This window comes from Shouchella clausii, from assembly GCF_002250115.1.
Taxonomy (GTDB): domain Bacteria; phylum Bacillota; class Bacilli; order Bacillales; family Bacillaceae_D; genus Shouchella; species Shouchella clausii.
Map to the genome: position 1 here is coordinate 4,232,207 of NZ_CP019985.1, position 12,134 is coordinate 4,244,340.

The 12,134-nt window shown below is 46.3% G+C and carries 14 protein-coding genes; 9 read left to right on the forward strand and 5 right to left on the reverse strand.

Going from position 1 to position 12,134, the window contains the following annotated elements; translation table 11 throughout:
- The first annotated feature begins 48 nt into the window (after positions 1-48).
- The 7 genes from BC8716_RS20840 (at position 49) to BC8716_RS20870 (ending at position 5,203) form a co-directional block, all read left to right on the forward strand.
- Positions 49-273 carry a YheE family protein gene (locus BC8716_RS20840; protein WP_062747591.1) on the forward strand — a complete coding sequence of 75 codons (225 nt, stop codon included), beginning with the start codon at positions 49-51 and terminating at the stop codon, positions 271-273.
- 45 nt (positions 274-318) lie between these two features.
- The gene (locus BC8716_RS22545; protein WP_169715979.1) at positions 319-480 is read left to right on the forward strand and encodes a hypothetical protein; all 162 of its coding nucleotides are present in this window, start codon (positions 319-321) and stop codon (positions 478-480) included.
- Positions 481-795: 315 nt separating this feature from the next.
- Complete coding sequence (locus BC8716_RS20845; RefSeq protein ID WP_094428796.1) at positions 796-1,659, forward strand: PucR family transcriptional regulator; 864 nt, start codon at positions 796-798, stop codon at positions 1,657-1,659.
- A 111-nt stretch (positions 1,660-1,770) separates the two neighbouring features.
- A complete protein-coding gene (locus BC8716_RS20850; RefSeq protein WP_011246358.1) occupies positions 1,771-2,868 on the forward strand; it encodes an ABC transporter ATP-binding protein in 1,098 nt (365 codons plus the stop codon).
- 284 nt (positions 2,869-3,152) lie between these two features.
- Positions 3,153-3,608 carry an RNA polymerase sigma factor gene (locus BC8716_RS20855; RefSeq protein WP_094428798.1) on the forward strand — a complete coding sequence of 152 codons (456 nt, stop codon included), beginning with the start codon at positions 3,153-3,155 and terminating at the stop codon, positions 3,606-3,608.
- 1 nt (position 3,609) lies between these two features.
- Positions 3,610-4,803, forward strand: coding sequence for a hypothetical protein (locus tag BC8716_RS20860; protein WP_094428800.1), 1,194 nt, complete (start codon positions 3,610-3,612; stop codon positions 4,801-4,803).
- Between the two features lie 250 nt (positions 4,804-5,053).
- A complete protein-coding gene (locus BC8716_RS20870) occupies positions 5,054-5,203 on the forward strand; it encodes a YrzI family small protein (protein ID WP_094428804.1) in 150 nt (49 codons plus the stop codon).
- A 186-nt stretch (positions 5,204-5,389) separates the two neighbouring features.
- Here the strand turns inward: BC8716_RS20870 and BC8716_RS20875 are convergent, their stop codons facing one another.
- From BC8716_RS20875 to BC8716_RS20895, 5 genes are read right to left on the reverse strand one after another with little or no spacing between them, the layout of a single operon-like run.
- Entirely contained in the window at positions 5,390-6,919 is a 1,530-nt protein-coding gene (locus tag BC8716_RS20875; RefSeq protein WP_094428806.1) for an acyl-CoA carboxylase subunit beta, read from the reverse strand.
- A gap of 14 nt (positions 6,920-6,933) precedes the next feature.
- Complete coding sequence (locus tag BC8716_RS20880; protein WP_169716021.1) at positions 6,934-7,713, reverse strand: enoyl-CoA hydratase-related protein; 780 nt, start codon at positions 7,711-7,713, stop codon at positions 6,934-6,936.
- The gene (locus BC8716_RS20885; RefSeq protein ID WP_094428811.1) at positions 7,709-7,921 is read right to left on the reverse strand and encodes an acetyl-CoA carboxylase biotin carboxyl carrier protein subunit; all 213 of its coding nucleotides are present in this window, start codon (positions 7,919-7,921) and stop codon (positions 7,709-7,711) included. Before BC8716_RS20885 ends, BC8716_RS20880 begins: the two co-directional genes overlap by 5 nt.
- Positions 7,918-9,279: an acetyl-CoA carboxylase biotin carboxylase subunit gene (locus tag BC8716_RS20890; RefSeq protein WP_094428813.1), complete on the reverse strand. Its 1,362-nt coding sequence runs from the start codon at positions 9,277-9,279 to the stop codon at positions 7,918-7,920. The genes BC8716_RS20885 and BC8716_RS20890 overlap by 4 nt, the downstream gene beginning before the upstream one ends.
- Positions 9,276-10,448 carry an acyl-CoA dehydrogenase gene (locus BC8716_RS20895; protein WP_011246350.1) on the reverse strand — a complete coding sequence of 391 codons (1,173 nt, stop codon included), beginning with the start codon at positions 10,446-10,448 and terminating at the stop codon, positions 9,276-9,278. The genes BC8716_RS20890 and BC8716_RS20895 overlap by 4 nt, the downstream gene beginning before the upstream one ends.
- A gap of 249 nt (positions 10,449-10,697) precedes the next feature.
- Between BC8716_RS20895 and BC8716_RS20900 the strand changes: the two genes are divergently transcribed.
- On the forward strand, positions 10,698-11,246 hold the full coding sequence (locus tag BC8716_RS20900; protein ID WP_011246349.1) for a LemA family protein: 549 nt from the start codon (positions 10,698-10,700) through the stop codon (positions 11,244-11,246).
- Between the two features lie 12 nt (positions 11,247-11,258).
- Positions 11,259-12,134, forward strand: a complete 876-nt coding sequence (htpX, locus tag BC8716_RS20905) for a zinc metalloprotease HtpX (protein WP_094428816.1) — start codon at positions 11,259-11,261, stop codon at positions 12,132-12,134.

Consider the following 12,134-nt stretch of genomic DNA (forward strand, 5'->3'; position numbering starts at 1 on the left):
TATGGTACACTCTATGTAAGCCCTTACATAAAAATGGAGGTGTTTTCTGTGCTTGTCCATTTCCAATACAAGCCTCTTTCTGTCCACGGCCGTAAACAAAAATGGAGTTTTTCTTGCTATTTTGAAGGGCGCTTTGTCGCTGGCACATATCACCATGATGGCTCGATTTTGTGGCAAAACGCCCCTCATGACATAAATAAACAATTGCAATTAGAAAAATCAATCCATGATTTAATGCTTTACCATGTGTATGAAGCAGAACAGCATATTTAATCATTTTGACTCTTTTGGTGCATGTTAATACCAGGAGGGATGACGATGCCAAACAAAGAAAAACAGGACTCTGAGGCGCGGGCAAAATTCGAACTGGACGTCGACCGATATGTGAATGAAGGTTTACATGGAGGAACCGTTAACCCTCGCTCAGGCGGACGGATTGAAGAAGACGTTCCCCAAGAAAAACAAAGCAAGCGCTCTTAGCTTTTTATAGTCCAGACACAAACCGTAGCCAGCAGCGCTGGCGTAAGGGAAGAGACGTTTAGAAGCGTGAAAAGAAGCCTCGCAGGGCTTCTTTGAGGTTGTCGACAAAGTCGATAACTGCACTCAGACTGATAGAAAACGCTTGTCAGACGAGAAGTGCAGGCGAGGGAAGATGCGAATAGAACAGGCGTTCATGAGCATATGACCGAGAAAAACGACGACGTATGCGAGCGTTTTTCTACAGTCTGAAAGAAGCCTCACAGGGCTTCTTTTTTGTTATACTAGCCTAAAAAGACCTCGAAAGGTAAGTGAACGATGATCACTGAACTAAAAACACAATTTGCCCACGCCTTATGGAAACCTGGGGACAACCTGTCGGATCGTTGGGCGCTGCAATCAGAAAACCGCGATACTGTTTCTTTTAATCGCCAAAAGCTAACAGACAGAGAGCGGCTATTGTTGTCTTTGCTTTTAAGTGAACCTCTGCTTCCTCCTGCTCCACAAACAAAAGAAGAAAAAGAATGGCACGCTTATTTGTTCGGCGACGGGCAACAGCCACCGACAGAAGAAACCATTTGCGCTGTTCATTTTCAATTGGAAAAGCCTCTTGAAGACTTTGCCGCTTTTCGTGAAGCGGTTCTAAATACATTTCCTCCATATACTTGTTTCGTATGGCAAAACAGCATGTCCGGCATGTTGTTGTTCCCTTCGGCCGCAGAGGATGTTGATTTAAATGCAGTTGTTGAATTGATTGAAACAGACTTTTACATCGGGATTTCGTTCATGGTGGGGACACCAGTGGAAGGGCCAAAAGCAAAGGCGGCATGGCGATTTGAAAGCGAGTTGTTTGCTTGCTGTAAAGACGATCAAACAAAAAAGAAGCGCCACGTATTGCAAGCGGCGGAAGCTGGTTTAGCTTACTTACTAAAGCAAACCCCTTCTCTCGAGCTCGAAAAGCTGCGCGCCCATTTTCTTCCTCAGGAAATTGTTGACGACAAAGAGCTAGTACGGACGGTACGCATGTACTTGCTGGAAAATATGAATAGCACAAAAGCGGCTAAAACCCTTCATTTGCACCGCAATAGCCTGCAATACAGAATCGACAAGTTTGTTGCCGTCACTGGAATTGATATACGCACTTTTCCAAACGCTGCCTTTGTCGCTTTGCTGCTTCCATAACCCGCGGCATGCTGCACAGGTTGACCGTTATTTTTTGTGCACTTTTTCCATAGCGCCGCCTTTATGAAAGGGGTTACAATACAAACAATAACTAAGGAGGGGAAACGACAAATGGCTTCGATTCAATTAAAAAATGTGTACAAAGTATATGATGGGGATGTTACGGCTGTTACAGACTTCAACTTGGACATTGAAGACAAGGAGTTTATTGTTTTCGTCGGCCCATCAGGCTGTGGTAAGTCTACTACATTGCGGATGATCGCTGGTCTTGAAGAGATTTCCCAAGGCGACCTTATCATTGGCGATAAACGAATGAATGATGTCGCTCCAAAAGACCGGGACATCGCAATGGTTTTCCAAAACTACGCATTGTATCCACATATGAACGTATACGATAACATGGCATTCGGGCTTAAACTGCGCAAATTTAAAAAAGAAGAAATTAAAACCCGCGTCCATAATGCGGCGAAAATCCTTGGACTTGAGGAAATGCTTGACCGAAAACCAAAAGCAATGTCCGGCGGGCAACGTCAACGTGTTGCTCTTGGACGGGCGATCGTCCGTGACCCGCAAGTGTTTTTAATGGACGAACCACTGTCCAACTTGGACGCGAAGCTTCGTGTGCAAATGCGTGCCGAGATTACAAAATTGCATAAGCGCTTACAAACGACGACGATTTATGTAACCCATGACCAAACAGAAGCGATGACGATGGCGACACGGATTGTCATTATGAAAGATGGCTTTATCCAACAAATCGGCACACCGAAAGATGTGTACGACAATCCGGAAAATATTTTCGTCGGCGGTTTTATCGGCTCTCCATCTATGAACTTTATTTCAGGCCATTTAGATGGAAGCGATTTCGTTGTTAAAGAGCAGCGCATACGCGTCCCAGAAGGGAAAATGTCTATCTTACGGGAACAGGGCTTTCAAGATAAAGAACTGATTCTCGGCATACGCCCTGAAGATATTCATGATGAGCCCGTATTCATTTCTTCATCGCCAGATACAAAAATCAATGCGTTGATCGATGTAGCAGAATTGACTGGTGCTGAAATGGTGCTTTACTCATCGATTGACGGCCAAGAATTCGTCGCTCGTGTTGATTCACGGACAACAGCCAAAAGCGGCGATACGATTGAGCTTGCTTTTAATATGAATAAAGCACACTTCTTTAATCCAGAAAACGAACAACGCATTCGCTAAAAACAATTTAACGTCTGACAAGACATAATAAAAAGTCCTAAGCGGCCTTACCTCTGTATGTAACAGGGGAAGGCCTCTTTTTGCTACATAATGACTTCTTTAGGCATGCTCCCTTCCACTATAAATCCTCTTTTCTTAAATGCCTTCCCATTGCTTAAAACATTTTTTCAACAGATGACCAACAGTTTCGTTCATTGAAACGTTCTCTTTATGAGAGGGAAACATTGAATCTCGATTGAATGTACAATGAACGGAGGACAGATGGAGAATAGGTGGGTGACATATTGGCGACATTTGAAGATTTACATGGAGATTTACGGCGCTTCGCTTATTCGATTGCCCGCCATGAACACGAAGCCAATGACTTGCTTCAAGACGCATTCGAGAAAGCATTGGTACACAGTGAACTTGAACAGTGGCCGCGCCATAAACAAAAGGCATGGTTTTATCGAGTGATGAAAAACGAGCTGATTGACCAGCGCCGCAAGCTCCAACGAGAAACGGAGTGGGAAGAAGCAAACGAACCAGCCTTTCAAGCTGCTGGCCTAACAGCGATCGAAACAGCGGACTTGCTTCGCTCCCTCTCCCCTATTCAAAGTGATATTGTTTTCAAACGCTATTGGATCGGGCTTTCCAGCAACGAAATTAGCGAACAAACAGCGTTAACGGCATCAACCGTACGCTACCATTTAGCGAAAGCGATCAAGACGCTGCGCAAACAATTAGAGGAGGATGAATAAAATGGGAATGACGATTGGAAATGTCGGATTGTTAAACATGGTGAATGCTACCGAAGAGAGCATTCGCGATATTGAAAAAATCGAAAATGTCGGACTTGTAATCTACGCAAAAGAGACAGCGCCTCTCCTTTCAAAATTAACTATCAACAACATCGGCCAGACACTAGAAACTAGTCATCAAGCACGCATCGTCAACGGTCGTTTGCTCATTGATTCCGCCTTTTTGGAGGCGATGCTCGAACCATGTACCTTTCTAGTGAACGGCCTGGTTATAGTCGCAAAGGATGTGACGGTCGAGCAGCTCAAACAGGCAGCCTGCCAAATCGTTGTGCACGGTAGCGTTTATGCTCCTCCCGCTCTAAAAGGGGCCGTCAACCTTCTGTTAAAAACCGTCTCTGGTTCCGTTGAAACGTACACAGACCACTTGCCTCAAATTGAAACCACTAGCATTCAATTGACCAATAGCTACCTAAAGGCACTTCCACCTGGCCAACTTCTTATCGTCAATGGCAAGCTCGAATTGGCACCTGATCTTGACATGGCCTTGTTTTCAGACAGAATTGCACGTCTCACCATTAACGGAAAGGCGCTTCTTTATGCCACACAAGAACAAGGTTTTTACGAGAAGGCTTCCGTTGTGGGCAAAGTGGCGATCGTTCCCTCTGGCTTTCAAGTAACGACGGGGACACTGCGCTTAAATGAACATTCGATCAAACGGTTTAGGGGCAGCTCGCTTTACACCACCAAGCCGTTGCTGTTACAAAAGGGCATTTCTAGAGAACAATTGCAGACAGCTTTCACCGCTATTCACTCAACTTCCTACATCGTCTGCCATGAGGAACTTGAAGACTTAGTGTACGAACGCTTGGATCGATTTGAAACAGACGTTCTTTCCTACTCTGGTGCCTTTCGTTTCATTGAAAAAGAAAACTGGCAACAAGAAGACGTTGAGTGGTTGGAAGCAAATACGACGATCGTTGTCGACGACACATTAACCATTACAGAAAAGATAGCCGAGAACATTCTAAACGAAAAAATTGGCACACTTGATTTATTTGGCTCAGTCTACACAGCTGACGCTGCCCAAAAAGCATTGCTGCAAAGCAAACTGCGCACACCTGAAGGAATCTTGGTCGACCAATCCAATCAAAGTGCGAGAAACCGAATGGGAAACATTGGAGAACTTACCCTTTGAAATGGGGCAAAAAATTGATGGGCTTTTAATCAACAAGCGTAGGCAAGCAGCCCTCTCCCCTGCATCCTTTAATAAAAAGAAGCAGGGGTTCGTTTCATACACGTGTCACACAAGCGGGACCCATTTGTTCGGAGAAATGTTAAAACGGATTTGTCACGCAAAGCAAGCCTGGAAAAACCAAGTGAACACAGCTGGCAACGACGAATAGAACGGCCAAGCATACGGTTAATAGAAGGAGGCCGCAAAAACAATGACATTTTCATTCCTTTTTTTCACGATTACCATTAAAAAACGCAAGCACTTAGAATGTTCACAAGCTGAACTGGAAGCGTTTATTCATGACGAAAAAATCGAAAAACAAATAGAAGCGATCAAAACGCGTTATTGGCACCATCTTTAATTGAACGTCGTAAAAGAGACAAAATTAGGTCTACTGCCGTTAACGTGCCTGTCCTCTAAATACCTGGTCCGTATACGAGAAGAAGCGATCGTTTGGTGATCATCTATCCTTACGAAAAAGACCCGTAAGACCGTCACTGGCCTTATCGGGCAAAAGGGATTTGTCATTACTTTCAAGCGCTACGCCTTAAACGGGATAAACGGGATGCTTTCGTTCGCTAAACACCATCCGCTTGCTATCATAAAAAGCAAAGCGCTGCACCAATTCTTGTCGTAAGTCATTGCCGTTGACAATCCCGTCGATGACTAGCTCTGAAGCAAGGCGATAAACGTCGATATCCCGTTTATATGCTTCACGTTTTTCCTCTATAAACGCTTTCCGCTCCTGTTCCCCAAGTTCAGCAATTTTGTTTGCATATACGGCGTTTACCGCAGCTTCTGGCCCCATCACCGCAATTTGTGCTTGCGGAAGGGCGAGGCAACAGTCTGGGTCAAAAGCAGGCCCGGCCATTGCATACAGTCCGGCCCCGTACGCTTTTCGGACGATGACAGAAATTTTTGGTACAGTCGCTTCCGCCATAGCGGCAATCATTTTTGCGCCATGGCGAATAATGCCAGCACGCTCGACTTTGGTGCCGATCATAAAGCCTGGAATGTCCGCTAAAAACAAAAGCGGCAGATGAAAAGCATCACAAAGAGTAATGAAGCGAGCGGCTTTGTCAGCTGAATCTGGAAACAATACTCCCCCTTTTGCCTTTGGTTGATTGGCGACAATGCCGATCGCCTGTCCGTTTAACCGGGCAAAGCCAGTGATGAGTTCTGGAGCGAAGTTTCGCTTGATTTCAAAAAAACTGTCGTTGTCGACGAGGCGCTCGAGCAAGTCATACATGTTAAAAGGCGCATTTTGATTTTGCGGAATCAAGTCCTCGATCGTTTTTGGCACATCTTTCGGCGGGCGCGCCTCTTTACTAGGCGGCTTCTCTTTATAGCTTGGCGGCAAATAACTTAAATAAGCACGCGCCTGGGAAATCGCGTCTTCCTCGTTTTTGGCTAGAATATCGCCACAGCCTGACACACTGCAGTGCATACTGGCGCCGCCCATTTCTTCAAGTGTGACATCCTCGCCAATAACCATCTGTGCCATCCGCGGCGAACCTAAATACATGGAAGCATTTCCGTCCACCATAATGACAACATCGCAAAATGCAGGAATGTACGCGCCGCCCGCCGCTGAAGGACCGAAAAGAATGCAAATTTGCGGAATTCTTCCTGACAGCTTTACTTGATTGCTAAAAATACGGCCTGCCCCTCTCCGCCCTGGAAACATCTCAACTTGGTCAGTAATTCTTGCCCCAGCTGAGTCAACCAAATACAACAGCGGCACGGACAATTTTTCTGCCGTTTCTTGAATACGGATGATTTTTTCAACCGTTCGAGCTCCCCAAGAACCTGCTTTAACGGTCGAATCATTCGCCATCACACAAACAGGCTTGCCGTCTATCGTACCCATTCCACAAATGACACCGTCTGCTGGCAGACCGTCCGCTTCACAGTTAGCAAACAAGCCGTCTTCAGTAGTCAAGCCGTCATCAAGCAACAACTGCAAACGCTCCCTGGCAAACAGTTTGCCTTTCTTCGCATTTTGTTGATGGTATTTCGTATGGCCACCTTTAAAAATTTCCGTTTCCTTCGCCAATTTGGTTTGTTCAAATGTCATCTCGCTCTCAACTCCTATTTGCCTTTGTAAACGGGAGGGCGCTTTTCTTTGAATGAAGCAAGCCCTTCTAAACGATCCTCGGTTTGCAATGTCTGTAAATATGCTTCGCGTTCCACAGCCAAAGCGGCTTCAAGAGGAAGGGCTGCCCCTTCGTTAATTGCCTTTTTTGCTGCTTGCAGCGCAATCGGGCCGTTGCTCGCCATCTCAATCGCCAACTGTGAAGCAGCTTCGGATGTTTTTTCTCGAGGCAGTGCCCATTCGCAAAAACCGTATTTACGGGCTTCTGTTCCAGTTAAACGCCTTGCCGTGAAAATGAGTTCCTTTGCCTTTCCTGGGCCAATTAAACGAGGCAGCCGTTGCGTCCCTCCCCCTCCTGGAATAATCGCCAATTTGGTTTCCGTCAAACCATAAAAACTGTCTTCGGCAAAAATGCGGACATCGCAAGCAAGACACAGTTCCAACCCGCCGCCAAAGGCACTGCCCCCAACTTCGGCAATGACAGGCTGTGGAAGCTTTTCCACACGTGCAATCACCTCACCAATCCGCTTGACCGCATAGATTGCCTCGACTTCTGTCATGTTTGCCCGTTCTTTTAAGTCAGCGCCGGCACAAAACGCTTTTTCGCCTGCGCCGGCTAAAATGACAACACGGATGCTGCGATCTTGTTCAACCCAGTCGCAAGCCGCTTCGAGTTCATCTAAAAGCGCAAGCGAGAGCGCATTGGCTGCTTGTGGACGGTTTAACGTAATACGGGCAATTCCATCGTCAGCTGCTGTCTGCACAAGCGTTTTAATCGAGCTCAATCAAAACGTCCCCTTCGTTGACAAACTCCCCTTCTGGCTTTACGATCGCCTTGACTTTCCCTGCACGCTCTGCCTCAATTGGAATCTCCATTTTCATTGATTCTAAAATGGCGACTTCATCCCCAGCCTTCACTTCGTCGCCTTCTTTTACTGTAACTTTCCAAACGTTTCCTGCCATTGTCGCTGTAATATGGTTCATGCTTCTCTCTCCTTTATGAAAAGTTCTTCTTTATAATCATTTAAAAAGGATGTTGGCGTGTTGCCTTCAATAAAAGCTTGGTGATCGCATATTGCCCGCAAAAGCGGCAGATTGGTTTTTACCCCTGTTATGTCATAGTCATTGAGCGCTTCCTTTAATCGAGTAATCGCTTCAATGCGCGTGCCCCCTTTAACAATGAGCTTAGCGATCATCGGATCATAAAACGGTGTAATCACGCTTCCTGCTTTCACCGGACATTCATGGCGGATAAAAGGTTGTTTCGGAAGAGAGATGTCCTTTATAATCCCAGGCGAAGGGAAAAAGCGTATTGGGTCTTCTGCATAAATGCGGACTTCGATCGCATGGCCGCTGCCTCTGAGCTCATGCTGCTGCCACGGCAGCACATCGCCATTTGCTATCCGCAATTGCCATTCCACAAGATCAATGCCAAAGACTTCCTCTGTCACTGGATGTTCGACTTGCAGCCGTGTATTCATTTCCAAAAAGTAATAATTTCCGTCGCTGTCTAGCAAACATTCAATTGTGCCAGCATTTTCATAACCAATGGCGGCAGCTGCTTTTTTCGCCATTTCCTCCATCGCCTCACGAGTCGTTTGGTCTAAAAAAGGAGATGGCGCTTCTTCAACAACTTTTTGATGTCTCCTTTGAATGGAACATTCCCGCTCCCCAAATGCGAGGATATGGCCATCGCTGTCAGCGAGCACTTGAATTTCAATGTGACGCGGCCGCTCAAGCAACTTCTCCAAATAAAGAGAGCTGTCGCCAAAAAACATACGTGCTTTCTTTTCGTTTCGGGCAAAAGCTGCTTCGATTTCCTCTTCATTCCGGCACACATCAATGCCGATGCCGCCGCCACCTGAAGCGGCTTTGACCATAACCGGAAAGCCAATTTCCCTTGCTTTCGTCTTTGCTTCTGCTGCTGAGGCGAGGGCGCCACTTCCTGGAATAACAGGGATGCCCGCTGCTTCCATCGTCTTTCTAGCTTGCAATTTATCGCCCATCAGCGCAATTGCCGTTGCTGAAGGGCCGATAAATGTTAGCCCATTGTCCTTACAGGCGGTCGCAAATGAAGCTTGCTCGGACAACAGCCCGTAACCGGGATGAATGGCATCAGCTTTTGCTTGTTTGGCAACAGCCAAAATCTGTTCTTGGTTTAAATAGCTCTCCTGGACACGTGAACCGCCAATGCAGTAGGCCTCGTCGGCAAGCGTGACGTGTTCTGCATTGCAATCAGCTTCTGAATAAACAGCGATCGTCTTTACGCCAAGCTTTTTGCATGTACGGATAATGCGCGAGGCAATTTCGCCACGGTTGGCAATTAATACTGTATTGATCACCGTTTCGCCTCCTTTTGCTGTAAAGCTGCTAACCCTAAATGCCTAGCAATGACAAGGCGTTGGATTTCCGAAGTGCCTTCGCCAATTTCCAATAGCTTGGCATCACGGAGCATCCGTTCTACTTCATATTCGCGCATATAGCCATAGCCGCCATGAATTTGCAAGGCCTGGTTGCATGTGCGTGTTGCCATTTCAGAAGCGAACAGTTTGGCATAGGCCGCTTCTTTGCCAAACGGTGCTCCTGCATCCTTTAAAGCAGCTGCCTTGTGCACCATATTACGAGCAAGTTCAATTTCCATCGCCATATCGGCTAGCTTAAATTGAATCGCTTGGAATGAGCCGATCGGCTTCGAAAATTGTTTTCGTTCTTTCGCATAGGCTAACGCCCGGTCAAAGGCAGCTTGGGCAATGCCGACTGCAAGGGCTGCAATTGAAATTCGCCCACCATCCAACGTGTAAAGAAATTGACTGAAGCCTTTTCCAGGATCGCCAAGCAAATTGCTTTCAGGGACACGGACATCTTCAAGGACAAGTTCACATGTGTTTGAAGCGCGGACACCCATTTTGTCGTAAGGAGCCGTAATCGTAAACCCAGGTGTATCTGTTGGTACAATAAACGCTGAAATCCGTTTTTTGCCGTTTGATTGCGTGCCGGTAACGGCAGTAATGATAACGGTTTGCGCGTACATGGCATTCGTGATCCAACATTTCTCACCATTGAGAATATAGTCGCCGTTTTCAAAGACAGCTTTTGTCTGCGTCCCACCCGCGTCAGAACCAGCATTTGGTTCTGTTAACCCGAATGCACCAAGGGATTCGCCTTTTGCAAGTGGAACTAAATAGGTTTGCTTTTGTTCTTCTGTGCCGTAGTAGAAAATCGGACTTGCACCAAGAGATACCGCTGCAGCATAACTCAAGCCGGTACCGCCGCATGCGTAGCCGATTTCTTCGACAGCAAGTGCATAAGAGACCGTATCTCCTCCTGACCCACCGTATTTTTCGGGGAACGGCAAACCGAGCAAGCCAAGCTGCCCCATCTTTTTAAAAATCGTCTCTGGAAAACGCGAATCTCGATCTAGCTCTCGCGCTAGTGGGGCAATTTCCTTGCGGGCAAATTGCCTAACCATGTCTTTAATCATTTCTTGGTCTTTTGTCAGTCTGACTGTCATGGCATGCTCTCCTTCTTTTCATAATCTGAGCGACCGTTCAGGAAAAAGCCAACTTTTAGAAATGAAAGCGTTACCAAAATCGTAACGTACTCTTTTTCGTAAGTCAAATCCTTTCTGTTTATCCTATTTGCCCCATCCAGTGGCTATGCTGTTCTTTTCACGCCATCCATGCTAGACTTTTTTTATGAAAAACGAAACTTCGATTTTTGCTGTCCGTAAATGGTATTAAAAGAAAGGTGGTACATAGAGATGATTATTCTTATCATTGTCATCATTGCTGTTATTGGGCTTGCTTGGATTGCTAGCTACAACTCACTCGTTAAGCATCGAAATTGGGCCGAGGAATCGTGGGCACAAATTGATGTGCAGTTAAAGCGACGCTATGATTTAATTCCCAATCTCGTTGAAACCGTAAAAGGCTACGCCAAACATGAACAGGAAACGTTGACTGGCGTCATTGAAAAACGAAACGTCATTGCCCAGCCGAATGCGAGCCGCCACGAACGTGTCGAGCAAAATGCTGAGCTAAACGGCATGCTTAGGCAATTATTTGCCCTTGGGGAATCGTATCCCGATTTAAAAGCGAACAAAAACTTTTTGCAGCTTCAGGAAGAGCTTGCTGGAACAGAAAATAAAATTGCGTACGCCCGTCAAGCTTATAATTCAACCGTGATGCGCTATAATACCAAGCTGGAGTCGTTTCCATCCAATCTGATTGCTAATATTCATTCTTTTATGCGCATGGAACTCCTTGACATTCCTGATGAGGAAAAAGAACCGGTAAAAGTGCAATTTTAAGGAGGGGAGCCATTGTTTCATATCCAGATTGCCCGCAATAAACGAAAGACGGTTTTTTTGGTCGCCCTCTTTATTGTTTTTGTTCTCTTGATCGGCGCCGCTATTACGTACGTGCGTGCCGGCGATTACGTAAGCGGCGCTATTTTTGCCGCGGTCATCGCCGGAGGCTATACGATCTTTATGATTTCCACAAGCACCAATGTTGTCATGCGCATGAACCACGCCCGTGAGATCACTTCATCAACGGAACAGCCGTTTTTATGGCACACCGTCGAGGGATTAGCCATTGCAGCGCGGATCCCGATGCCGCGAATTTTTATTATTCAAGACAAAAGCCCGAATGCCTTTGCAACAGGGATTTCGCCAAAATCAGGCGCTGTAGCCGTCACTTCCGGATTAATGGAGCGCCTCTCCCGCGAAGAAATTGAAGGTGTGCTTGCTCATGAAGTGGCCCATATTCGCAATTATGATATACGCTTATCTACCATTGCCGTCGCTCTCGTATCGGCAATCGCCATATTGAGCGATCTCGGCATGCGTTTTTTCGTATTTTCTGGAGGACGTAATAAAGACAACAAGCATCCGCTTATTCTCATCATTGCCATTTTCCTCGTCTTGCTTTCGCCGCTTGTAGCCACAATGATGCAGCTTGCCATTTCCCGCAACCGCGAGTATTTGGCTGATGCGAGTGCAGTAGAGTTGACCCGCAACCCTGTAGCGTTAGCAAGCGCACTGGAAAATATTACGAATACGCGTATTCCTGTGGAAGAAGCATCGTCTTCAACCGCATCGCTATACTTTGCGGACCCATTAAAAAAGAAAGCCGCGTCGTTATTTTCAACCCATCCGCCGCCAGAAGAACGGATAAAACGATTGCGGAATATGTGA

Coding starts and splice junctions, on each gene's coding strand:
- BC8716_RS22545 (WP_169715979.1), top strand. CDS start 319: ATGCCAAACAAAGAAAAACAGGACTCTGAGGCGCGGGCAAAATTCGAA.
- BC8716_RS20845 (WP_094428796.1), top strand. CDS start 796: ATGATCACTGAACTAAAAACACAATTTGCCCACGCCTTATGGAAACCT.
- BC8716_RS20850 (WP_011246358.1), top strand. CDS start 1,771: ATGGCTTCGATTCAATTAAAAAATGTGTACAAAGTATATGATGGGGAT.
- BC8716_RS20860 (WP_094428800.1), top strand. CDS start 3,610: ATGGGAATGACGATTGGAAATGTCGGATTGTTAAACATGGTGAATGCT.
- BC8716_RS20870 (WP_094428804.1), top strand. CDS start 5,054: ATGACATTTTCATTCCTTTTTTTCACGATTACCATTAAAAAACGCAAG.
- BC8716_RS20875 (WP_094428806.1), bottom strand. CDS start 6,919: ATGACATTTGAACAAACCAAATTGGCGAAGGAAACGGAAATTTTTAAA.
- BC8716_RS20885 (WP_094428811.1), bottom strand. CDS start 7,921: ATGAACCATATTACAGCGACAATGGCAGGAAACGTTTGGAAAGTTACA.
- BC8716_RS20895 (WP_011246350.1), bottom strand. CDS start 10,448: ATGACAGTCAGACTGACAAAAGACCAAGAAATGATTAAAGACATGGTT.
- BC8716_RS20900 (WP_011246349.1), top strand. CDS start 10,698: ATGATTATTCTTATCATTGTCATCATTGCTGTTATTGGGCTTGCTTGG.